21 protein-coding genes are annotated in these 24,346 nt (G+C 40.7%); 12 read left to right on the plus strand and 9 right to left on the minus strand.

Annotation, left to right across the window (positions count from 1 at the left end):
- Position 1 precedes the first annotated feature (1 nt).
- From AC2CZC_RS16655 to ald, 6 genes are all read right to left on the minus strand, one after another.
- Positions 2-892 carry a carbon-nitrogen hydrolase gene (locus AC2CZC_RS16655; protein WP_484582656.1) on the minus strand — a complete coding sequence of 297 codons (891 nt, stop codon included), beginning with the start codon at positions 890-892 and terminating at the stop codon, positions 2-4.
- Positions 879-1,937, minus strand: coding sequence for an agmatine deiminase family protein (locus AC2CZC_RS16660; RefSeq protein ID WP_484582657.1), 1,059 nt, complete (start codon positions 1,935-1,937; stop codon positions 879-881). Before AC2CZC_RS16660 ends, AC2CZC_RS16655 begins: the two co-directional genes overlap by 14 nt.
- Positions 1,938-1,993: 56 nt before the next feature.
- Positions 1,994-2,590, minus strand: coding sequence for a PilZ domain-containing protein (locus AC2CZC_RS16665; protein ID WP_063360094.1), 597 nt, complete (start codon positions 2,588-2,590; stop codon positions 1,994-1,996).
- Between the two features lie 85 nt (positions 2,591-2,675).
- Positions 2,676-4,544 (minus strand): methyl-accepting chemotaxis protein, encoded by a 1,869-nt coding sequence (locus AC2CZC_RS16670; protein WP_284019410.1) that lies wholly within the window; start codon positions 4,542-4,544, stop codon positions 2,676-2,678.
- Between the two features lie 122 nt (positions 4,545-4,666).
- Entirely contained in the window at positions 4,667-5,509 is an 843-nt protein-coding gene (locus tag AC2CZC_RS16675) for an HDOD domain-containing protein (RefSeq protein ID WP_484582658.1), read from the minus strand.
- A 153-nt stretch (positions 5,510-5,662) separates the two neighbouring features.
- Positions 5,663-6,784 (minus strand): alanine dehydrogenase, encoded by a 1,122-nt coding sequence (gene ald, locus AC2CZC_RS16680; RefSeq protein WP_484582659.1) that lies wholly within the window; start codon positions 6,782-6,784, stop codon positions 5,663-5,665.
- A 137-nt stretch (positions 6,785-6,921) separates the two neighbouring features.
- On the opposite strand from ald, the gene lrp reads away from it, so the two are divergent.
- From lrp to rmf, 7 genes are all read left to right on the plus strand, one after another.
- Positions 6,922-7,401 (plus strand): leucine-responsive transcriptional regulator Lrp, encoded by a 480-nt coding sequence (gene lrp / locus AC2CZC_RS16685; protein ID WP_039609997.1) that lies wholly within the window; start codon positions 6,922-6,924, stop codon positions 7,399-7,401.
- 68 nt (positions 7,402-7,469) lie between these two features.
- Complete coding sequence (locus tag AC2CZC_RS16690) at positions 7,470-10,115, plus strand: DNA translocase FtsK (RefSeq protein ID WP_484582660.1); 2,646 nt, start codon at positions 7,470-7,472, stop codon at positions 10,113-10,115.
- Between the two features lies 1 nt (position 10,116).
- Positions 10,117-10,746, plus strand: a complete 630-nt coding sequence (gene lolA / locus AC2CZC_RS16695) for an outer membrane lipoprotein periplasmic chaperone LolA (protein WP_484582661.1) — start codon at positions 10,117-10,119, stop codon at positions 10,744-10,746.
- Complete coding sequence (locus AC2CZC_RS16700) at positions 10,739-12,094, plus strand: replication-associated recombination protein A (RefSeq protein ID WP_484582662.1); 1,356 nt, start codon at positions 10,739-10,741, stop codon at positions 12,092-12,094. Before lolA ends, AC2CZC_RS16700 begins: the two co-directional genes overlap by 8 nt.
- 6 nt (positions 12,095-12,100) lie before the next feature.
- Entirely contained in the window at positions 12,101-12,481 is a 381-nt protein-coding gene (gene crcB / locus AC2CZC_RS16705) for a fluoride efflux transporter CrcB (RefSeq protein ID WP_063360119.1), read from the plus strand.
- A gap of 10 nt (positions 12,482-12,491) precedes the next feature.
- The gene (serS, locus tag AC2CZC_RS16710) at positions 12,492-13,781 is read left to right on the plus strand and encodes a serine--tRNA ligase (RefSeq protein WP_063360088.1); all 1,290 of its coding nucleotides are present in this window, start codon (positions 12,492-12,494) and stop codon (positions 13,779-13,781) included.
- Positions 13,782-14,300: 519 nt separating this feature from the next.
- On the plus strand, positions 14,301-14,471 hold the full coding sequence (gene rmf, locus AC2CZC_RS16715; RefSeq protein ID WP_023398857.1) for a ribosome modulation factor: 171 nt from the start codon (positions 14,301-14,303) through the stop codon (positions 14,469-14,471).
- A 71-nt stretch (positions 14,472-14,542) separates the two neighbouring features.
- On the opposite strand, the gene fabA is transcribed toward rmf, so the two are convergent.
- Positions 14,543-15,058, minus strand: coding sequence for a bifunctional 3-hydroxydecanoyl-ACP dehydratase/trans-2-decenoyl-ACP isomerase (gene fabA, locus AC2CZC_RS16720; RefSeq protein WP_046355548.1), 516 nt, complete (start codon positions 15,056-15,058; stop codon positions 14,543-14,545).
- Between the two features lie 191 nt (positions 15,059-15,249).
- Here fabA and AC2CZC_RS16725 point away from each other — a divergent pair, with 191 nt between their 5' ends.
- The 4 genes from AC2CZC_RS16725 to AC2CZC_RS16740 all read left to right on the plus strand — a co-directional run bounded on the left by AC2CZC_RS16725 (position 15,250) and on the right by AC2CZC_RS16740 (position 18,120).
- Positions 15,250-16,104 carry a 6-carboxytetrahydropterin synthase gene (locus AC2CZC_RS16725; RefSeq protein ID WP_484582663.1) on the plus strand — a complete coding sequence of 285 codons (855 nt, stop codon included), beginning with the start codon at positions 15,250-15,252 and terminating at the stop codon, positions 16,102-16,104.
- Positions 16,097-16,915, plus strand: a complete 819-nt coding sequence (locus AC2CZC_RS16730) for a M23 family metallopeptidase (protein WP_484582664.1) — start codon at positions 16,097-16,099, stop codon at positions 16,913-16,915. The genes AC2CZC_RS16725 and AC2CZC_RS16730 overlap by 8 nt, the downstream gene beginning before the upstream one ends.
- On the plus strand, positions 16,915-17,346 hold the full coding sequence (locus AC2CZC_RS16735; RefSeq protein ID WP_063360085.1) for an acyl-CoA thioesterase: 432 nt from the start codon (positions 16,915-16,917) through the stop codon (positions 17,344-17,346). Before AC2CZC_RS16730 ends, AC2CZC_RS16735 begins: the two co-directional genes overlap by 1 nt.
- 480 nt (positions 17,347-17,826) lie before the next feature.
- Positions 17,827-18,120, plus strand: a complete 294-nt coding sequence (locus AC2CZC_RS16740) for a hypothetical protein (RefSeq protein WP_484582665.1) — start codon at positions 17,827-17,829, stop codon at positions 18,118-18,120.
- An 852-nt stretch (positions 18,121-18,972) separates the two neighbouring features.
- Here the strand turns inward: AC2CZC_RS16740 and AC2CZC_RS16745 are convergent.
- On the minus strand, positions 18,973-20,916 hold the full coding sequence (locus AC2CZC_RS16745; protein WP_484582666.1) for a S41 family peptidase: 1,944 nt from the start codon (positions 20,914-20,916) through the stop codon (positions 18,973-18,975).
- A 434-nt stretch (positions 20,917-21,350) separates the two neighbouring features.
- Positions 21,351-21,800 carry an azurin gene (azu, locus tag AC2CZC_RS16750; RefSeq protein WP_484582667.1) on the minus strand — a complete coding sequence of 150 codons (450 nt, stop codon included), beginning with the start codon at positions 21,798-21,800 and terminating at the stop codon, positions 21,351-21,353.
- 515 nt (positions 21,801-22,315) lie between these two features.
- On the opposite strand from azu, the gene AC2CZC_RS16755 reads away from it, so the two are divergent.
- Complete coding sequence (locus tag AC2CZC_RS16755) at positions 22,316-24,313, plus strand: S8 family serine peptidase (protein WP_484582668.1); 1,998 nt, start codon at positions 22,316-22,318, stop codon at positions 24,311-24,313.
- Positions 24,314-24,346 lie beyond the last annotated feature (33 nt).

A 24,346-nucleotide genomic window follows, 5' to 3' on the forward strand; every position in this document is an offset into this window, starting at 1 on the left:
CTTAATCTCTGTATATTTTACATAGGTCTTGATAATGATCTATACGTCTATCACGTAAATACGGCCAAATACGGCGAACCGACTCACTGCGGTCTTGATCAATATCGACGACAAGCACTTCTTCTTGATCTTCAGTACCATGAATAAGTAGTTCACCCTGAGGACCGGCGACAAAAGAATTGCCCCAGAACAAGATACCTTCGCTTTGCGTACTTGGATCAGATTCGTGGCCAACTCGGTTCACACTGATAACAGGCACGCCATTAGAAACAGCATGTGCGCGCTGTGCAATCATCCATGCATCACGTTGACGAATTTGTTCATCTTTATCATCACGCGGATCCCAGCCAATCGCCGTTGGGTATATAAGCAACTCAGCACCTGCCATGGCCATTAATCTTGCGCCTTCAGGGAACCATTGATCCCAACAAACTAAAACGCCTAGTTTGCCCACTGATGTTTGGATTGGTTCAAAACCTAAATCACCTGGGGTAAAGTAAAATTTTTCATAGAAGCCCGGATCGTCAGGGATATGCATCTTACGATACTTTCCTGCAATGGTGCCATCCGACTCAATGACGACTGCGGTATTGTGATATAAGCCCGTTGCTCGTTTTTCAAAAAGCGAGGCGACAATAACAACGTTGAGTTCTTTCGCAAGTACACAAAGTGCATCGGTACTTGGGCCCGGTATGGTTTCAGCTAAGTCGAATAAATCCGTGTCTTCAGTTTGACAGAAATATAGGCTACGGTGAAGCTCTTGTAATACAACTAATTTTGCACCTTGTGCTGCTGCATTTTTAATGCCTGAAATGGACTTTTCGAAGTTACTTTCTAGGTTGTCGCTATTAGCGTGTTGGATTAACGCGACTTTCAAATTATTGTTGCTCATTTGGGTTCCTACTTAAAAAGCCTTGAGGTAGTTGCATTGTGATACAGTGCAAGCTGCCAAATTGATGAATAATTGGCAGGCAGTCAATGCCAATAATGGTTCTTTCAGGGTGTGCCTTTTGCAATTGAGTCAGTGCGAGTGCGTCTTTTTCATCCCCATAAATAGGGAGCAACACAGTATCGTTAATGATCAGGTAATTCGCATAGGTTGCAGGTAAACGTTCATTCTCATCATTGTATTTAGCACTTGGCCAAGGCAAAGGCACTAGGTTATATGGTTCACCTGAAGGAGTGACAAACTCTTTAAGTTGAGACTCCATCGCATTGAGTGCCTGATAATGTTCGTCTTGTTCATCGTCACATTGCACATACACGAGGGTATTATTTGGTGCAAATCTGACTAGCGTATCAATGTGGCTGTCCGTGTCGTCACCAGCAAGGTATCCATGGTCAACCCACAAAAATGAAGTTGCGCCTAGCTCTTTAGTGAGCTCAGCTTCTACTTGCTGCTTGTTCAGGTGTGGGTTGCGATTTGGATTCAGTAAGCACTCTGATGTGGTTAACAAAACTTTGTGCTCGTTAATCTCAACACCGCCACCTTCTAACACCAAGTTGACTTGTTGAACTTGGTTACGTTCGTCTGCAATTTGCTGACACATAGCGGCATTGATCTGGGTATCTAAATCACTTTCGTATTTGTTTCCCCAGCCGTTAAAGATGAAGTCTTTAATACTGAGTTCACCGCTTATATTGACTGTAGTAAGCGGGCCATGATCACGTGCCCAAGTATCGTTGCAAGGCGCATCAACAAATACGATTTGTTGCATATCTACGCTGGCATCAATCAGTAGGGTGGTAATATGGTTTTTAAGCGCTTCGTCGTGGGCAACGATAACCACTTTTTGAACCTGTGATATTTGCTGACATAGGGCGATATAAACAGGCTCAACTTGCTCAAGAATATCAGCCCAGTCAGTATTTTTGTGCGGCCATGTGACCATCACCGCATCTTGCGGTGACCATTCAGGTAATAACGTAAAACTCATGACGATAATAGATTTTTAATTGCTAGGGGCTAAGTGTATCACTGCACGGCGCTGTGTCAGCTATTTTGATCACTTTCGGTGTCTGATTGACGCTTTTTTAATTGCCTTGTTTGTGCATGTAAGCTGGCTCGAACTAATAGCTCTTGATCTGTGTCTCTAATTTGAGTGAAAGCTAGGGTATATTGAAGTGCATCATCATCTTGTTTTGAAATCTCAATCACTTGGCTATAGCAAAAAATGGCACTGGCTTCATATTGCAAAAAAACTTTAGTTCTAAAGTTTTGTCCTATTTGAAATTGCTCATTGGTCGTGACCTTGATCCCACCACCGCCATAACTGTCGCAATAGCTGGTTTCATCTTCAGGTTGTTCATTGGCAAGAATGTGGCTCATGATGAGGTCAATTTTTCTCGATTGAGCTTGAAGGTAAGCAGCTAAGTCTGAAGCAACATCACCTAGATTTCTTAAAGGTCTGAGTGCGTTTAAATCTAGCTCATTAATTTCATTAGCTAACCTGAACAAGGGAGGTATTGCGGCTTCAAGCTGAGCTTGGTTTTTAGGCACCATGTTTTCATCAACAGGGAATAAGTTGATTTGGTTTGCTTCGTCTATTTGAAAATATTGGTCAAAGTTTTCTTTTAAGTTCGTTTGCATTTATGTATGCCGATATTAATGTGGCTAGAGTAGCTATACCTTTATTCTCGCCACTCTAGCCATTTAAATCAAGATGTTAACTAATTTATACTTTAAATTGCTCTAACATATCCTCTTGTTTTGCGATTTTATCAACTTGTGACTTCATGGTGTGATCCACCACTTTCGCTTCATCGACAACGGTATTTGATAGGTTTCGTATCTCAGACGCATTGTGATCGACTGCTTCTACCACTGTTTTTTGCTCTTCCAACATGCTGGCAATATTTACATTTAGCTCAACAATGTTGTTAATTGACTCGCGAATGGCATGGAGGGCATCTTTTGTTTCTTCCGCTTTGACAACGGTCTTTTCAACAATAGTTTGACTCTGCTTCATAACCCCTACAGCATTTTCAGCGCCAGATTGAAGTTGGTCGATCATAGACTTAATTTCTGTGGTGGCCTCTTGTGTGCGCTGGGCTAAGGTTCTCACTTCATCTGCCACCACAGCAAAGCCTCTGCCAGACTCACCGGCTCTGGCAGCCTCGATTGCGGCGTTAAGAGCGAGTAGGTTTGTTTGCTCTGCAATACCATTAATGACAGAAAGTATCTGCTCAATTCCAGACGAAGATACTTCTAGTTCATTGACGACTTCTACAGCACGTTCAATTTGTGATGAAAGCTCACTGATGGAGCTAGTTGATTGCACGACTATGCTCTCACCATCTTTTGCCAAACCGTCAGTAGTCTTAATTGCGTCAGCAGCAAGTTGTGCTGTACTTGCAACCTGTTGCTCTGTATTGGACATATTGGCAGTCGAGTTGACTAGTTCATTGAGTGCCTCAAGCTGTCTTTGTATGGCTTGCGTTGCGTGATTAGCACCGGCAGATGTTTGCTTGGCATCGTCGAGTACTTCGTGTCCTAAAGTTTGAATTTCGGCAATGATGTTTTGCAGTCGAGAGGTGAATAAATTGAAGTTTTCTGCTAAGTCCGAAAACTCCGGTTCACTCGAAGCTTGCAACCGAACTGTAAGGTCTGCGTTACCCCTGGCGATATTAGACATCGCAGCGTTAATCGCTTCAAGTGGTTTTAACAAGATATTAATGACGTAAGATAAGGCTAAGAAGCTGGCAATAACTGCGATGATAGAGACGACTGTTGCGTTGTAGGTGAGCGTTTCCATAGCAGAAAACACTTTTTCTTTTTCAAGGGCGACACCGACATACCAATCATATCCTTCAACTGCTTTAAACATAACAAGATAGGTGACACCGTCAATTTCAATTTCCTGTGATGATTCCCTGACCACTGTGTTACCTAAGAAGTTACGCGCAGGTTGGCCATTTAGCGATACATCTGGATGAGAAATGGTGCTGCCGTTGGAGCTCACCATAAATGAAAAACCAGCATCAAATAAGTTAAATGAATTAATCATGTTGCCCAGTTTTGCAAGGCTGACATCATAAAAGATGGCGCCGTGAAATTGGCTGCCTTTGAATACCGGTGCACCAATTGACACAACAATCTCGCCACTGACGGCATCTGCATACGGATCTGTCACGACCAGATTTTTTGCTGCTTTTGCATCCTTATACCAAGGCCTTACTCTTGGGTCCCATGTCGAACCAGGGTTCCAGTTTGGGTCGCTTGCCACATATTTACCTGAACTTTCTTCACCGTAGCCGATGAGTAAAAACTCAGAGGTTAGCTTGGGCTGAGAAATCATAGGGCGTGCCTTTTCAAGGCCATCGACCTGAGCGACTAGCCCAGTAGTAAGCGCTGCAAGGTTCATAGCGCCCTGCATTTGAGCTGTGACAGTATTACTGATCCCTTGGATCACTTCTTCCATACTGTGAGTGACTTGTTCTTCTAAGTTTTCTTTAAGCAGGAAGTATTGCTTGACCGACAGTAAGAATAAGGCAAGCACTAAAACACTCGCAGAAACGGCGACTACTTTATATTTAAACTTCACTGAACGTCTCCCAGATGTGAGCTTATTATTAAAGGTAAATCATAAGCGAATAGTTGCAATGATTTACGGTAGTTTAATGGTTTTATTTACAATTTGGCATCAAAACTTCAAAGTAAAGTACGTTATGTTGACTCTAAAGCACTATATAGCTCATCCAGTTCTTCTTCAGACATATTCACAAAATCTAATACTTCATCACTAATCGCCAGCCATTCATTATCGTTCTCGATGGTGGTGGTATTTTTGAATAGAAAATTACCGTGACGTGCAAGCTTTAAAACCGAAAGAAGTTCCAAAGCAATACCGTCTAGCTCGCCAGAGCGGAATATGCCATTGGCATCATGCTGGTAATAGATGACGTTGATCATGGGTTTTGGCAGCTTCCATTGCTGTGCAAGCAGTGCGCCTATGGTGGCATGGCTAGTATTGTATTTACCAAATTCAAACTCAGTTGCTTTGCTCCAACCATCGATTTTCGCAACGTCTATCACCTCGGTGTAATCATCAAAATGTACGCACAATAAAGGGATCCCAACGGTATGGAATAACCCAAGCATGTAGGCATGGTTTGATAAACCGGGTTTGTTTAACTTCAGGCACAGCGTTGAGCAAAGCTGTGCAATATCGCTTTGGTCTTGCCAAAAGTTTTCTAAAGCTGGTGGCGTTTCAACAGTCGCTTTAACAGCAACCGCTTTAACAAGCGGTATTAAACGCTTTAGGCCAAGGATCATGATGGCTTGTTCAAGGGATTCAATTTCTTTACTACGGCGAAAGGCTGCTGAGTTGACGACTTGGAGTATTGCCGCGCTGATGGCAACGTCACTTTGTAAAATTTGGGTGATTTTATTGATGTTTGGTTCAGGGGATTTTGTTTCTTGTGAAAATTGAACAAGTGCTTCGGGTCTTGGCGGGATGGATATAGACCTGAGGATCTGTTTTTCTTGTTGGGTTAAAGATATGGCCATAACTTCTCGCTCACTGCATTATCTTACATTGATAAGAATAGCCAAGAATTGTAAAAAGGAGAAAAATAGAAAGGGTGTGGGAGGGAACAATTGATTTAAAATCAAAAAGGCCCGCAAAAAGCAGGCCTTTTAAATATTCAATGCTGTGTGCGATTATGCGTTTTCAACAGCTAAACGTGGCTCAACAAATTCCATATCGAAACCTTCAGCAACTTCTTTACACGTTACTTGGCCCTTAAGAACGTTAAGACCGTTTAAGAAGTGCTCATCAGAAAGAAGCGCTTCTTTGTAGCCAAGGTTCGCAAGCTTGATGATGTAAGGCAGAGTCGCGTTGTTAAGTGCAAATGTAGAAGTGCGAGGAACCGCACCTGGCATGTTAGCAACACAGTAGTGAACAACGTCGTCAACGATATAAGTTGGCTCTGCGTGTGTAGTCGCTTTAGAAGTCGCGATACAACCACCTTGGTCGATTGCAACGTCAACAATTGCAGCACCAGGCTTCATCGCTTTGATGTGTGCTTCAGTTACTAGCTTTGGAGCAGCAGCACCTGGGATTAGTACACCACCGATCACAAGGTCAGCTTCAACAACGTGCTTCTCTAGTGCATCAACAGTTGAGTAGATAACTTTTGCTTGGCTACCGAACTGAGCGTTAAGGCTACGTAGTACGTCGATGTTACGGTCAAGAATAGTAACGTCTGCACCCATACCAACAGCCATTTGCGCTGCGTTACGGCCAACCATACCACCACCGATAACAACCACTTTAGCTGGCTCAACACCAGGTACGCCACCTAGTAGCATGCCGCGACCTAGGTTTGACTTTTCAAGTGCCTGAGCACCTGCTTGAATAGACATACGGCCAGCAACTTCTGACATTGGCGCTAGAAGTGGAAGACCACCACGTGAGTCAGTTACAGTTTCGTATGCAATACAAATTGCACCGCTCTTAATTAGATCTTCAGTTTGTGGAAGATCTGGTGCTAGGTGAAGGTAAGTGAAAAGAATTTGGTCTTCACGTAACATTGCACGCTCAACAGCTTGTGGCTCTTTTACCTTAACAATCATTTCAGCTTTAGCGAAAACGTCTGCAGCTGTAGGTAAAATTTCAGCACCCGCTTGGATATAATCTTCGTCAGTGAAACCAATGCCGATACCTGCATTTGTTTCAACAATAACCTGGTGGCCGTGGTTAATTAGTTCACGAACACTTGCTGGAACCATACCAACACGGTACTCGTGGTTTTTAATCTCTTTAGGTACACCAATAATCATAATAAATCGCCTCAAATAAGAACGGATAACATTTTTGACTATTATAATTATGCAAAGCTAGTGTGTCCTACCTTTTTTGTGGTAATTTAAAGATGAATTGACTATAAACTTTATAAAAATAGGATAAAACACTTTTCATGCATACTCAGCTAGATAGAACTGATAGAAAAATTTTAGTCGAATTACAAAAAGACGGAAGAATTTCTAATGTTGAATTAGCCAAACGAATTGGATTAAGTGCAACACCTTGTCTAGAAAGGGTAAAAAAACTAGAGCGAGAAGGGTTCATAAAAGGATACAAAGCAGTAGTTGACCCAGTTAAGCTTGGCCAGGGGCTACTGGTATTCGTTGAAGTGACCATCAATAAAAACTCGCCAGATGTTTTTGAGCGCTTCAACGAGGCGGTAAAACAACATGATGAAATCATTGAATGTCACCTAGTCTCTGGAAATTTCGACTTTTTACTAAAAACCCGTGTAACGGATATGTCAGAATATCGAGGAGTGCTGGGGGAAATCTTGCTTAAATTACCGAATATTAATGAAAGTCGTACTTATGTTGTTATGGAAGAGGTAAAAGGGGAGGAGGGAGAGATTATAAAACCTTGTGCACCTTAAAGAATTTCTTGATATGGTGTAACCTATAATAGAAGTTTACAACAAAAGATAAATACAGGTTGAATGTAATGCGCTTAAATGGTGTTCAGCGCCTACTAGAAACGGGACTTATTGTTAGCACAGCTGCTGCAATTTTTACGCTTTGCGCCTTAGTTTCATTTGATCCAGCCGATCCGGCGTGGACACAAGCGGGTGAGTTTGTACAAGTCAATAATATCACAGGTGCAGCAGGCGCTTGGGTTGCTGACATTTTATTATTGAGTTTTGGTTGGCTTGCCTTTTGGGTACCAGCTGCAATGCAGCTGTTTGGTTATGTGTTATTTAAAAAGCCTCACAAAATTTTGCAGCTCGACTACACAACGCTTGGCTTAAGGATTATCGGCGCAACGCTCTTAATCGCGTCTTCAAGTGCCATCAGCAGTATCAATTTTGATGATATATACACCTTTTCTTCAGGCGGAGTAGTGGGAGATGTTGTGGCCGGCGCGATGATGCCAGCATTCAACTTCACAGGCACCTCAATTCTACTTTTGTGCTTTTTCTTTGCGGGTGTTACCTTGCTCACCGGAGTTTCGTGGGTTGAAGCGGTTGATTATTTAGGTGAAAAAGTCGTTCAATTTGTGAAGTTTTTATTTAGAAAAGCGACTACAAGAACACCTAAATCCGAGCAAACCTCTGCACAAGTCATTGCAGCTGAAACTGAGCAACCACCTGAAGTAGAACAAAAGGGAAGTATCGATGCCAGAGAGCAAATTGAAGAAAGTGAGCGCGCTCAAAAAGAGCCTGAGGTAGTTGTAGAAGAGGCTAAAGAATCTGATGAAGAACAAGCTGAAAAACCGCTAAAATTAAAAGATAAGTTGTTTTCAGTTGTTGGCCGTAAAGACAACAACGAGCAGATGTCTCCTAAAAATGTTGAGCCTGTATTTGAGCAAAAGCAGGAATTTAACGATGCGGTTTCTGCAGATGTTTTTGATGAACTTGATCATATTCTTGAGCAAGAAATTAATTTCTCTGCTATTGATGATGAGTCACTCGATACGGTTGCTGCCCTTAATGCGTTGGACGATGCCGCAGTGAAAGAAGAGCCTGTGACTAAAGTGGTATCGCCAGCAAGGCCAATTAAAAAGCCAACGCCAAGCTCTGAGCAGAAGCCAGCTTACCAACCGCCACCTTCTGCAAAAGAGCAGTTTGAGGCATTGTTAGAAGCGCAGCCACCTAAAGACCCGCTACCATCTCTTGATTTACTTGATAGACCAGATAAAGCAGAGAACCCAATTACTAAAGAAGAATTAGACTCTGTATCACGCCTTGTTGAAGCCAAATTATTGGACTTTAACATTCAAGCCGCAGTTGTAGGGGTTTACCCGGGTCCTGTCGTTACGCGTTTTGAGCTCGACCTTGCACCAGGTATTAAAGTGGCCAAAATTACTGGTCTTGCAAAAGATTTGGCGCGTTCACTGTCAGCAGTAAGTGTACGAGTTGTTGAAGTTATCCCTGGTAAAACCTATGTCGGATTGGAGCTACCGAATAAAAACCGCGAAATAGTGAGGCTTTCAGAGGTCATTAACGCCCCTAAATTTGAGCAAAATCCTTCACCATTAACCATGGTTTTAGGTAAAGACATTGCAGGCGAACCAGTTGTGGCTGACCTTGCAAAAATGCCACATTTATTGGTAGCTGGTACAACCGGCTCCGGTAAGTCAGTTGGCGTTAATGTTATGATATTAAGCTTACTGTATAAGTCACCGCCTGAAGACGTTCGTATGATCATGATAGACCCTAAAATGTTGGAGCTATCAGTGTATGAAGGCATTCCACACTTGCTGTGTGAAGTTGTGACAGATATGAAAGAAGCTGCCAATGCACTTAGATGGTGCGTAGGGGAAATGGAACGTCGCTATAAGTTAATGTCTGCATTAGGTGTTAGAAACTTAAAAGGCTACAACCAGAAAGTCACAGCAGCTAAAGAAGCTGGGCATCCTATTTTAGATCCGTTGTTTAAAGATACGGATGGTATGGCTGATGGGCCGGAGGAGCTAGATAAGCTGCCAAGCATTGTGGTCGTTATCGATGAATTTGCAGACATGATGATGATCGTTGGTAAAAAAGTTGAAGAGCTCATTGCGCGTATTGCTCAAAAAGCACGTGCAGCGGGGATACACCTTGTATTGGCAACACAAAGACCGTCAGTTGATGTTATAACAGGTCTGATTAAGGCAAATATACCGACGCGAATGGCGTTCCAAGTTTCTAGTAAAATTGACTCGCGCACCATACTAGATCAGCAAGGTGCAGAGAACTTACTAGGTATGGGTGACATGCTGTACTTACCGCCTGGCACGAGTGTACCGATCCGTGTTCATGGTGCGTTTGTTGATGACCATGAAGTACATGCTGTTGTGAATGATTGGAAAGCGCGTGGTAAGCCAAACTACATCGAAGATATTTTATGTGGTGAGGCAACGGAAGAAATTTTATTACCTGGCGAGCAGCCTGAAGGTGCTGACGATGAGTCTGATCCGCTCTACGATGAAGCCGTTGGCTTTGTTATTGAAACTGGTAAGGTATCGGTTTCCAGTGTGCAACGAAAATTAAGAGTTGGATATAACCGAGCTGCACGTTTGGTTGAACAGATGGAGATGTCAGGTGTTGTAAGTGCGCCAGGCCATAATGGTGCACGAGAAGTATTAGTACCGAAAGGTGGAGCAAATTAAAATGAAGTTTAAAACAATAGCCTTAGTACTAGGTTTAAGCTGTGGCTTTATGTCACAAAGCTTTGCTGGAGATGCGGAGTCTCTTAAGGCAAAGCTAAAATCGTTAAATACATTTAAAGCAAATTTCACGCAACAAGTGAAGGATGAAGAAGGCACATTATTACAAGATGGTACGGGTAATATTGCGCTAAAATATCCTTCAAAAATTCGTTGGCAACAGTTAGAACCGGATGAAACGTTATTAGTGTCCGATGGTGATAAGACTTTTTATTTCGATAGCTTTGCTGAACAAGTAACTGTTATGAATACAGCCGGCTTAATAGACACTACTCCCTTTGTTTTACTGACAACTCAGGATAAGTCTCAGTGGGCAAAATATGATGTTACAAAAACCACTGTTGGTTATCGTGTATCGCCAAAGCCTGATGTTGAATCACAAGTGGAGCAATTAGATATTGTGTTTGAAAGTGCCGGCCTTGCCATTGATTCGTTAAGTATCAAGGATGCTTCAGGGCAGATCTCGACATTTCAATTTGCAGATGCGAAAACAAATTTAGAAATGGACGATAAGTCTTTTACCTTTAAAATTCCGCATGGAGTGGTCATAGACGACCAGACAACAGGTGAGTAGTTTCGGTTTTGATTTTGCCCCAGATGTTAGACCTTTGGCCGCTAGAATGCGGCCAAAGTCGTTACAGGGCTATATTGGACAAACACATATCATTGAAAAAGGCTCTGTACTTTATCGTGCTATTGAACAAGGGCGATGTCATAGTCTCATTTTATGGGGCCCGCCGGGAGTTGGAAAAACCACCTTGGCTGAGATCATTGCAAATCATGCAGATGCTGAGCTTGAGAAACTATCTGCCGTGACAGCAGGCGTGAAGGAAATTCGTGAAGCCGTGTTAGAAGCTAAAAGTCGACTGTCTCAATCAGGCAGACGAACTTTACTTTTTGTCGACGAGGTCCATCGTTTTAATAAATCTCAGCAAGATGCCTTTTTACCTCACATAGAAGATGGCACGTTTGTTTTCATTGGCGCGACAACTGAAAACCCATCGTTTGCATTGAATAATGCTGTTTTGTCTCGTGCCCGCGTGTATACACTAAAGCCTTTATCGCAAGATGAATTACTGTTTACACTTCACAATGCCATTGAACATGACGAGCAATTGAGCCAGCTTACTATTCATATTGAACAAGAAGCCTTGGTTGCAATCGCACAAGCGGCTGATGGTGATGCAAGAAAAGCATTAAATCTGTTAGAGCAATCAGTTGATCTTGGCCATCGAACTGGCTGCGACATAAAAATTGACAGTGATGTTCTTTCGCAAATTTTACCAACTCACTTAGCCAAGTATGATAAAGGCGGTGATATTTATTATGATTTGATTTCTGCGTTTCATAAATCGGTTCGTGGTAGTAATCCTGACGCAGCACTTTATTGGTATTGTCGTATTTTAGCAGGCGGCGGCGATCCGCTTTATGTCGCAAGACGTTTGCTTGCCATTGCCAGTGAGGATATAGGAAATGCAGATCCAAGAGCGCTTCAGATAGCACTGAATGCGTGGGATATTTTTCACAGAGTCGGGCCTGCTGAAGGCGAAAGAGCGATTGCGCAAGCGACCATTTATATGGCCAGTGCCGCCAAGAGCAATGCAGTTTATACCGCATTTAAGCAGGCAAAAAGAGACGCTGAGACAGACGGCGATTTACCTGTACCGGAACATCTACGTAATGCGCCAACAAAGCTGATGAAGGAAATGGGGTTTGGGGCAGAATACCGCTATGCACATGATGAACCTGGTGCCTACGCCGCAGGGGAAAACTACTTTCCAGAATCTGTTGCAGACAGACAATATTATTACCCCACTGAACGTGGGTTAGAAAAGCAAATTAAAGAAAAACTCAATTACTTAAAAAGCCTCGATAATTCGAGTACTCAACAAAGGTATGCTCAAAAACCAGGTAAAACGTAAATGGAAGTGCTCAAAACTTATCTAATGATTGCTGTTGGTGGCGCATTTGGTGCCTGCTTACGGTTTTTTATTAGTGATATTGTGTTAAAACTCATGGGTAAGGGATTCCCTTTTGGGACATTGACCGTTAATATTCTTGGTTCATTGTTGATGGGCATTCTTTACGGATTAATCGAAAAGCAAATAATCGCGGTATCTCCTGCCAAGGCGTTGATAGGGGTTGGCTTTTTAGGTGCTTTGACGACATTTTCAACATTTTCCATGGACAGTCTTTTGTTGTTACAACAAGGCCAGTTCGTGAAGATGGCACTGAATATAGCGTTGAATGTCGTCGTATGTATATTTATGGCCTGGATAGGTCTTTGCTTAGTCATGCAAAAAGGTTAAAAGAACAAACATGTTAGATCCAAAGTATTTAAGACAGGACATCGAAGAAGCTGCTGCGCGCTTAAAAAAACGTGGCTTCGAGTTAGATGTTGAGGCAGTTAATGCGTTAGAAGAACAACGCAAGACGTTACAAACAAAAACACAAGAATTACAAAGCGAGCGTAACAGTCGCTCTAAAGCGATTGGTCAAGCTAAAGCAAAGGGTGAAGATGTTCAACCATTGTTAGATGCAGTTGCAAATCTTGGTGATCAGCTATCAGCAGCAAAAGCTGAGCAAGATAAAATATTAGCTGAGCTACAAGACTTAGCGTCAACATTGCCAAACTTACCGGCTGAAGATGTGCCAGCGGGCGCGGATGAAGATGACAACGTTGAAGTTTCTAAGTGGGGCGAGCCTAAGCAGTTTGACTTTGAAGTAAAAGATCACGTTGATTTAGGTGAAGCATTAGGTAAAGGCCTAGACTTTGAAACGGGTGTTAAATTAAGTGGCTCTCGCTTTACTGTTATGCGTGGCGGTGTTGCACGCATGCACCGTGCACTTGTTCAATTTATGCTTGATACGCACACTGATAAAAACGGCTACACTGAAATGTATGTGCCTTACCTTGTGAACAAAGCAAGCTTATATGGCACTGGTCAGTTACCAAAATTTGCTGCAGATTTATTCCACACTGAAGTACTCGAAGAAGACCAAGATGGCTACAGCTTAATTCCAACAGCTGAAGTGCCTTTAACAAACTGTGCTCGCGATGAAATTTTCGACGAGAAAGAGTTGCCTATCAAGATGACAGCACATACGCCTTGTTTCCGTAGTGAAGCTGGTAGCTATGGTCGTGATACGCGTGGTCTTATTCGTCAGCATCAGTTTGACAAAGTAGAATTAGTTCAGCTAGTCAAGCCAGAAGATTCAATGGCTGCACTTGAAGAGCTTACTGGCAGCGCTGAAGGTATTCTTCAAGCTCTAGAGCTTCCTTACAGAAAAGTGGTTTTATGTACGGGTGATATGGGCTTTGGTGCAGCAAAAACATACGATTTAGAAGTATGGCTTCCTGCGCAAAACACATACCGTGAAATTTCATCTTGCTCTAACATGCAAGACTTCCAAGCTCGTCGTATGCAAGCGCGCTTCCGTCGTGCTGGTGAAAAGAAACCAGAATTACTTCATACATTGAATGGTTCTGGCCTTGCGGTAGGCCGTACACTAGTTGCAATATTAGAAAATTATCAACAAGAAGATGGCTCGATTATCGTACCAGAGGTACTTAAGCCATACATGGGTGGTTTAGAGATCCTTAAGTGATCAACCCAAGTGATTGATATCAGGCCGCTATCTAGCGGCCTTTTTTATGACAAAATAATGAATGTTTTTTTACGTCTAAAATGGTTTTTTCTATTCTTTTTTATTGATTTTTTAGATTTTAAAGTTTTTTAAATTAGTTTTTATGCATAAATATTGCAAATAAAAAATTCACAAAAAGTTCTTATCTACTCTTTGTTGCATGTCCTTTCAAACTATGATTAATTAGAACTTGAGGTTTGGCCATTCCTTCTGAATAAGTCTTGCACGCTTTTAAAAAAAGCGAGCTGGAGTCTTATTGTTACCATTATTGCAAAATTGATATTTGATTCTATCCAAGATAGTTAGGCAGGTAATGCACGCTCTTAGATCGCAGTAAATATTTTTCATATCAAAGAGGTTGTATGTGCTTTTGCATAACACGCGAAAAGAGTTTGCAAATTACACTTGCGTTAACTATTTATTAAATGTGGATGTCGATAAGACGAAGCAATCAAAAATTTGAAGGTGAGGAATTTACCTATGAAGAGACAGAAAAGAGACCGTTTAGAAAGAGCACACTCACAGGGATTTAAAGCAGGTTTAGCAGGGCGGTCTAAAGATTTATGTCCATATCAACAAATTGAGCACAGATCAGAATGGTTAGGTGGCTGGCGAGAGGCCATAGACAATCGCAACATGTTTAAAACATAAAACAGAGCCAACAGAAACGAATTGAAAGAATAAAGCCCCGAAAGGGGCTTATTTGTTTATAGCGCGATATTTTAGAAAGCGCTTGTATCTTGGAATAGACCTACTTTTAGATCTTTTGCTTCGTAGATTACACGACCGTCAACTTCAACAACGCCGTCAGCAAGACCCATGAATAATTTGCGCTTGATAACACGCTTCATGTCTACGCGGTAAGTTACTTTTTTAGCAGTAGGTAAAATCTGACCAGTAAATTTAACTTCACCAACACCTAGTGCACGGCCAAGACCAGGGCCACCAGACCATCCTAAGAAAAAGCCAACAATCTGCCACATAGCGTCTAAACCAAGGCAACCAGGCATTACAGGGTCGCCACGGAAATGACAATCGAAGAACCAAAGATCAGGGTTGATATCTAGCTCAGCAATGATTTGACCTTTACCGAACTCACCACCGTCTTCGTTGATTTCAACGATACGGTCCATCATCAACATATTATCGATTGGCAGACGACAGTTGTTTTCACCAAACATCTTGCCTTCAGCACAAAGGATTAGTTCTTCTTTTGTATAGCTATTTTTAGGTTCCATAGTATTCATTCTTCATTTTTTAATTGCGGGTACTTTAGCGTACAGTTGTACGCTAAACAACTCTGAACAGTTAAATTTTTATCTCAACAATACGTCAAAAAGATTAAAATCAATTCTCTTAATGAATAACGCGATTTTTAGTTGAAAAAACTTTATAATTAGTTTGTTTGTTAGTAATTTAATGGAAATTTATGATCCTTTTTGTAGATGCCTTGACGGTAATAGACTTTTCTTACTTGTGTGCTAAGCGCGGAGCTGTTGGAGAAAGTTGGATAGTTGACATGACTTTACATGGACAACTCAATGAAGAATCAATGGTTTTGGACTTTGCAAAAGTAAAAAAACAAATCAAAGCAATTATTGATAACACAATAGATCATAAGTTAGCCATTCCTTCTGCACTGAATTGTCAATTTAAAAATCGAGATGGGCGCGCATCTTTTGACTATGAGTTCAGTGGCCACCACCTTGCCATGAATGCACCTGATGAAGCTGTTTGTGTAGTCGAAGGTGATAAAATTGATGAAGCGTCTGTGATTGCTTTCTTAAAGAAGCAGATCCTTCCTCAAATGCCAGATAATGTTAAAGATATTGAAATTACGCTTCGTCCAGAGCAGACAACTAGCTTCTACTATCATTACAGTCATGGCCTTAAAAAGCACGATGGTAATTGTCAGCGTATTATTCATGGGCATCGTTCTTTAATAGGTATTTTCTTTGATGGTGTTAGTATGCCTAGACTTCAAAAAGAATGGTCTCAGAAATGGGAAGACATTTATTTAGGCACAGAAGAAGATTTAATCGAGCACGCTCAATTACAATATGTTACAGCTAGAGAAGATGATTACTCTTTTGCTTATGAGTCATCTCAAGGCTATTTTGAAATGTGTATTAGCAAATCACGTAGTGATATTTTGCCATGTGATACAACGGTTGAGTGTATTGCTGAATACCTTGCTAATGAAATTAAGAAATCATACCCAGACAAAGAAGTTAAAGTAAGAGCTTATGAAGGTGTGGGTAAAGGAGCGATTGCGTATGCATAAACTGCTGCTGGCACTTAGCGCATGCTTTGCATTAAGTGCACAAGCAATTGAACTGAAGGGACATCTAACGCAAGGAGGTATGGTTACTGGCCATCTTGAAGGAATTAAATCAGTTTCTTTTAATGGTAAAGAGTTAGATGTTACGCCTGATGGTCAGTTTGTGTTTGGATTTGGACGAGATGCTAAGTCTGATCACTCTTTGACTTGGGTAGATAAAAATAATCAAAAACATACTAAAAGCTTTTTAATTACGAGTCGTGACTATGATATTGATCGCATCACGGGCGTCGCAAAAAAGTATGTATCACCCCCAAAAGAAGTGCTTCAACGCATTCGAAACGACTCTGCGAAAGTCGGCGCTGCGAGGTCAAAGAGCAGTAAACTAGAGTTCTTTGATATGCCAGTTTATCGTCCTGCTAAAGGACGAATTTCAGGTGTATATGGCAGTCAGCGATATTTTAACGGTGAGCCCAGAAGACCACACTTTGGTTTGGATATAGCCAATAAAACTGGCACGCCTATCTGGGCGCCACTTTCTGGAAAGGTAGTGCTTGCTGAGAGTGACCTATATTACAGTGGTGGTACGCTTATTTTGGATCATGGCTATGGCATAACCTCTACATATATTCATATGAGCAAGCTGCATGTCAAAGTAGGGGATATGGTTTCAACCGGTGATGTTATCGGTGATATTGGGGCAACTGGCAGAGTAACAGGGCCGCATTTAGATTGGCGTTTTAACTGGTTTGGCGAAAGGTTAGACCCTGAATTACTTATGATTGATAAACTAGCAAACAAAAGCAGTAAATAATGACAGAACAACATAAAGACGCAACCATCGCGAAGCGTATTGAAGACTCAACAACCTCAGTAACTAAAACTGTATTCCCAGGAAGAACTAACCATCACAATACCCTTTTTGGCGGTGATGCGCTGGCTTGGATGGATGAGGTTGCGTTTATAGCTGCGACACGTTTTTGTCGCAAGCCACTTGTGACTATTTCATCTGACCGTGTGGATTTTAAAGAGGCAATTCCTGCTGGTACGTTTGCTGAATTAGTAGCAAAGGTTGTACATGTTGGTAATACAAGTTTAAAAGTAGAAGTTCAGATCTTCTTAGAAACGATGCACAAAGATGACAAGCATTTAGCAATCTCAGGTAACTTTACATTTGTAGCTGTAGATGACAACCACAGGCCAACACCTGTTGTGTGTGACAAGATGCTTAATGGTTTTAAGTAAATAAAAATTGTGGGGCGATAAGCCCCATTTTTCCTCAGACTTCAACTCTTCTATCTATTCGCATTATCAGTTTTATGCTAGGGCCACTGTCACATCATTTTGAATGAGATTTTGCTTGCTAAATTTCTAGTATGACTTCCTATTTTTACACTGCAGTTCATCAGGCACTGTGCTTAAATTCGAAGCATTCACTATGAATTTTTTTAATGAATATAGTTACATAATAGGTTTGTTTTTTTCGCTAAGATATTAAAAATTGTTTTAATTTATTCATGGGTAAGATACAAGGAGAACTGTGGTTAGCACCTTATCGCTGAGAATAATGTGTCTTGCTAATAGAGTTTTTCCTTTTTGGGCAATTTTTATGGTTTCTTTAAAGTTTTTTAAAAAAATTTCTAGGTTTGCTTTTACGAATACACTCATCTGTTAATCCTGATCTACACTTGTCTTTGGCTTTCATAAAACAGTAAGGAGCTTGTGATGATTACAGTACATAGAGAATATTGCTTATCTGGCGAAAGAGGGTTACATGCCCATATTGAAGTCTTTCCAACAGGGCAACTAGACGTTGATATTATTGAACTTCACGAGCATCACTCGACTGAATTCGATAAAATTAAGTATGAGCATACAGGGCCAGATATTGTGGTTACAGGCATTGAAGGATCAACAAGTTGGCAAGTTGTCCTTAAAGAGCGAGACGCGAGAGAATTGTCACATTTGATTGCTGATGCCAACGAAGAATATGAAATATTAATGCGTGATCTAGGCTAATTAAATTATTTAGGTGAGTGTTTATTTATCAGCTAGGTAACACTGTGAGTTAAAGCTGGCGGAACTGAGCGATTCCAGCACCAAGTGGCTAGTTGTAAGACTGTGCGCACTTTTATAGTGTGCACACTAGAGTGTATAACCTCCATGGCTAGGAAAATGTTGCCGTCTATCAAAATTATCAAAGTTCATTCAAACAAACTTATCGATTGAATAATTTTCAAGGTATAAGACTCTTTTCGTATTAAGTAGTTCAAAGCGCTCTTGGAATGTTCCAAAATGTGCAGCAATTTTCTTATATTCATTATATAATTTCGTTTTTGTAAATAAATGTCAGCTTAGTTTGTGTCGGCAGAAATGGGCTTGTGCAGGTTTTTTGGGTTGTAATATATGCCTGGTTCTGTATTTTTTTTAATTTTAATTATTGGTACTTTACATCACTGGATCGGCTATAAGCTGATTCTGAATAAGGAGGCGTCTAGACGCTTAAAGCCAAGGCGTTTATTTGGTCGATACTGTACAAAAACAGTGCTAACGAATATGTGGCATTTTTCCACAGCATGTTGGTTTGGTTTTGCCGCGATTATATTTGTGTTCACAGTATTCGATAACCCTTCCAAAGAAATAACCTTATTTGTTACTTTGAGTGTATTTTCATTTAGTGGTTGGCTATGCTCTTGCTCAAAGGATCATAAGTTGATCTATTGGGGCGTATTTTTATTGATTGCTTCAATTAGCTTTATCGTCGCTAAGCATTAATTAGATCTCAGATATCTTTCAGCTAGATAGAGGCTGAGATCTAATTTTAGGTTTTAGTTAATTTAGTTTTGTAGGCTTAAAGCTACTACTTCTAAATTAGTAGAAATAACGAATGCTATTCCAAAGAGGCGTTTTACCACCATCTAAGCCGATAAACCTCACTTGACCTTCATCTATTGCAGCTGGGACTGTGTATTCGATGGTTTTACTTGCATCACCATAGGCACTGATATTTATAACGTCAACCTTTACCTCGTTAAGGTATATTTCAACTAACTCGGTATTCGTAACTTCGAGCGAGAACGTTCTGTCAATTGTATCCAGATCAGTTACCTTTGACTGTAAAAAATGTACGGTTGATTTATTAGGAGCTTCACTGAGTAAATCTCTAGCAATGGTTTCAAAGTTACCTAAGCTACTATCTTTGATACTCTCGAGTGTTTGCGGTACATGTTTGTCTGCCACACAGCCAAAATCTTCGATGATGGCATTTTGATTGTGTCCATGACGGATCATTTGCCTCCAAGACACTGTCATCTCTTGTCCATACGGTAACGGTTCAAAATAAGGTGCACCGACGTAATGTAAAAATACTGAGTGTCTCACAACGTTTGCACCGCCAGCTCCAGTTCGCTTGTGCTCACCATATACTTTTGCAACACCGTTATCTTGCATTGAACAGGTAAAAACATCACCTGAAGAATAAGTTCTGGCGTCTGACCATATGCCAACAGGCTTGTAGTAGGATTGTCCGAGTTCGTTGTTTTGGGCAACAGTGACGTAGCTTGTTGTATCGGTGTAACGCGCATTCGTTCCATTCACATCGGCTAGCACTTTTTGCCAATGTGGCCCAAATATACTAAAGAAGGTTTTGTGCAAAATATCGTAGTTGAGCTGGGTATTTAGAAATCTTAACTGTGTTGGCATTGCAGGTTTGGAGGAGAATAATTGCACCAAGTTATCTGCGTATATGATAAAACCACCAGGGTTATCTCTAACGTCAAATACTAAGGCATCTGTTTCTGCCAACTGTTCAGTTAATAATTCACTCATAAGTCTGACAGATGTATATATGTGATCATCTACAACATTAAAGCTATTTAGCTTGATATAACCAACTTGTTTACCATCTACTTCACGAATTGCCCAAGACACCTCAGGATCTGTGGATGGGGTTGTAGCGAAAGGGGTGCCTAAATCAGTATCTAGCTCAGCTTTAATTGCGCGATGTTGATCAGCTTCAATGTTTGTGCTCTGTCCTAATAACTGTCCGAAATTTGTAGTATGCTCATTGCTTGTCGATGTGGTTGGTACCCTGGTTATCCAAGGAATAGTTGTTGTGTATGTTTCCCCCGTCACACTGGATAAGAATTCGATAGTGACTTCATTATCCTTTGGAACAAGGGATATGGCATGAGCTTTTCGGGTGATTGCAGTTAGTGCTTGAACAAAGCCTGCATCTTCATTTGCGCCGAAGCCGACATATAAATTGTCTTCTACAACTTGATGAATTGGTTTACCATCATAAGAAATAACTTTGTCACCAACTTCAGGTAGCCTGCTGTCTGTTACATAAGGTCTAAGGCTCTCGTATATATTCGATACTCTCACTTCATAGTTACCAAATACGTCAGATGTTTTGTCAAATTCAAACGGCAAATATGAAGCGTAGCTGCGTACAGGTTGAGGATGAATGTATACTAAGTGTAAGTCGCGTTGTGCCTTAAATATTTGCGTAAGGCGCGTGTGCATTTGTTCTGTGCTGATAGAATCAAGTTCATCTATTAATTTATGGATCTCAGAAACAGCATTTACATGACCGTTTGGAGAAATTCCATAATAAATACCTTTTGAATACTGATGTACATAAAGGTCTTCCAATAAAATCCTCGCTTGTTCTACAACAAGTTGCTTTTCTTGTTGTGTATATTCTGGAGATTTAATTTGATCTCTTACTTCAGAAAGGGGAGCATAGTTGCTTGCAAGCGCTGTTGAGCTTAAAACGAGTGCTAAAGTGCTAGCTAATATTGACCTTTTCATTTGGCTATCCTTATTTAGTTATTCTAATTATTTATGTATAACTCAAATGCTTTTATTCATAAATAAATGTATTTGAGTTATACAAGTAAACGATTTTTATTTATGAAAGTAAACTGATTTTTTGAAAGGTGGGTTATTTTGGTCGTAAGATGAATTTATTTTATTTTGTGAGATTAAATGATTTTGTAAATATAAGGTTGTTTTTTTATATTTAATTCATCCTTTAAAAGGGGTGGTTTAGTTTATAAAAAACAATAGTTTTTATTTAGAGAACAGAGGAGGTTGTTTGTACGCTATTGCAGTGCCTGAAATAGTCATGTTAAACATAGGCATAGATAAAATTTATCGCGATTAATTATATAAATGGAATGGATTTTTATTATTAATTTAATTTGAAAAGCCAGTATGAACGGCGTGTCATCCTGGCATCAAACTTATATGATTTTGAAAGCGCCTTTCATAATTGCGAAGTGTCCAGGGAATGAACAGAAGAAATTATACTCTTTATTTTTACTCATGCCTTTAATTGAAAAAGTAATTGACGTCGATTCACCACCGCCAATCACAGGTGTAAATGCAAAAACTCTAGGATCATCAGGCTTTACATAGCTATTTTTTACACCAGCTCTCATGCCATCAGAAGCAACAGCTTTAACATTTTTCTTCTCAGTTAATACCCAGTTATGCCCCATAACCGATGCTGCTAGCTTGCCTGTGTGAACCAGTGTTAATTTTACTTCTTCACATTTTTCTGGCACTGATAATGTTTTTTCTGAGAATTGCATCATATCGTTTGATTCAATTGTCAACTCACAGTCATTGGCTGAAGCATGAAAAGCTGAAATACAAAGCGCGGTAACCACAACTTTTTTGATGATTTTCATTGATGTTACTCCTTAATAGAAATTATTCTCATTATCCTAGAAACTGATTCTGGAGTAAATCATAATTATTTTAAATAGTTTGGCTAAGTTTGATCTTGATTATTTATTGGGTCTTTTTTGTTGTTCGTTGTTTTATATTTTACTCACTAGCAACAACCTAGAGTCAAAATTTGTTTTTAGAACCTACGTTTAATCAATGTGAACAAAGTTTTATGCGTGATCGTGTAAAAAAACTTCCCACATATTGTTATTTTTTTTGATGTTGGTTGTTTTATTAGATAGCTAAGTAATTGTCATACGCACTTATTGAGAATTTCTGCTCAAAAACCAGTCAATTGCATAATTTGATTTATTGCTTTTTTAAATTTAATGAAGAAAAAATGAATTTTTGTAAATAAACGGTTGTAAGCAGGGGGCTCCTTGTGTAGGGTGTCTACATGTTAGGTACATAATTGCTAGCAAAATAGGGATTCACCGCATCGGATGCGGATAAAAATAAGAATATAGGAATCAACATGAAAAAAATGTTCAAATTAACTTCAGTCGCGTTTGCAGTTGCAGCGCTTTCTGCAACGGTTGCTCAAGCACAAGAAACAAAACAATATATCTTAAAGCAAAGTGATTTGAGTATCTTTGCACCTGAGACAAACCGTTTTGCAAGAGCAAATATTGCAGAGAGCTTTAGTGCAGATGCCTCTACAGAAGTACTATCTGCAGATACAACAGGCACTGTTGTAACTATGGAGCTGACTCCTGAGCAAGTCGCTAAGCTAAAAGCATCAGGGCAATACGCGTATATCGAAGAAGATTTTGAATATGTGCCATTTACTCAAGACTTCGTAGGTGAAGCGTCTCCTTATGGGCTTGCAGAAGTTCAAGCAAATCTATTACAAGATACTAACGCTGACTTGTTCAAAGTCTGTGTTATCGACTCGGGTTATGATTTAGGCCACCCTGATTTGCCACAAAATGCAACGGGTTTCACTGATTTACCTGGTTTAACTTGGTATCAAGATGGTTCAGGCCACGGTACACACGTAGCAGGTACAATCGTTGCGATCGATAATGGCTTCGGTGTAGTAGGTGTATTACCAAACGATAAGGTTGGTATTCACAATGTACGTGTATTCGACAATGATGGTAAACAGGGCCTTACATCACGTATTGCTCGTGCAGTAGATAACTGTGTTGAAAACGGTGCTAAAGTTATCAACATGAGTTTAGGTGGTGGTAGTCCAAGTCAGTATTTCCAAGAGCGCCTACAGGCAGCATATGACAAAGGCGTATTAATTATCGCTGCTGCAGGTAATGATGGCAATGCAACAATGAGCTATCCAGCGAGTTACGATACAGTCGTTTCTGTAGCAAACATTGACGAAAACAGAGTGAAGAACCCGTCTTCACAATATAACGTCCAAGTTGAGATTGCAGCACCTGGTACTGATGTATTATCTACTGTACCAAGAAGTTCTGGTATTCTTGCTGCTATTACAGTGGGTACTGATGTGGTTAAAGCTGGCGGTATGACTCACTCAGTTGAAGGTACTGTAAGTGCAGATCTCGTTGACTGTGGTCAAGGTTTAACAGCATGTGCTGCGACACAAAGTATCTGTTTAATTGAGCGCGGCGGTGCATCGTTCAAAGATAAGGCTGCTAATTGCCAAGCGGGCGGTGGCGTAGCTGCAATTATCTACAACAACTCGCCAGGTGAATTTGGTGGTACGCTTGGTGATACAAACCATGGTCTAACTATTCCAGTACTGTCTTTATCACAAGAAGCAGGTACTGCACTTAAAACATCTGTTGGTAGCTCAGTTAAAGTAGAACTTAATGCAGTTCTTGACTATGGCCTTATGACGGGCACTTCAATGGCAAGCCCACATGTTGCCGGTGTTGCAGCGTTAGTTTGGAGCCAGCACCCAAGCTGTACAAACGTAGATATTCGTAATGCACTGAATGCAACTGCCATTGACCTAGGTACGGCTGGTCGTGATGACGAATATGGTTATGGTTTAGTACAGGCGAAAGCTGCATCTGACTATATCGCTGCAAATGGTTGTGGTGGTGCTGTTGATAATCAAGCGCCAGTTGCAGACTTCACTTTCAGTTGTAGTGCATTAGCATGTGATTTTAATGCGACTTCAAGCCGTGATGCAGATGGTCAAATCGTGAGTTACGACTGGAATATTGGTGGTTTTAATACGACTGGTGCTAGAGTTTCACACGCATTTGCTAATGCAGGCGCATATCAAGTTTCTGTTACAGTGACTGATGATGCAGGTGCTACACACAGTGTGACAAAATCTGTAACAGTAACAGATGGCACTGATAATACAGGCTGTGTTGGTCTAACTGAGTGGAGCGCATCTAAAACGTATGTTGCAGGTGCTGAAGTGTCTTACCAAGGCAGTAAGTATCGCAGCAACTGGTGGAACAGAGATGCAAACCCAGCTCAGAATTCTAATGTTGGTAACGATTGGAAAGTATGGACTGACCTAGGTAAGTGTAACTAATTCCTTAAAAACCTTGAGATGAAAAGGTAAAAA

It is taken from the genome of Pseudoalteromonas sp. MMG033, from assembly GCF_057197785.1.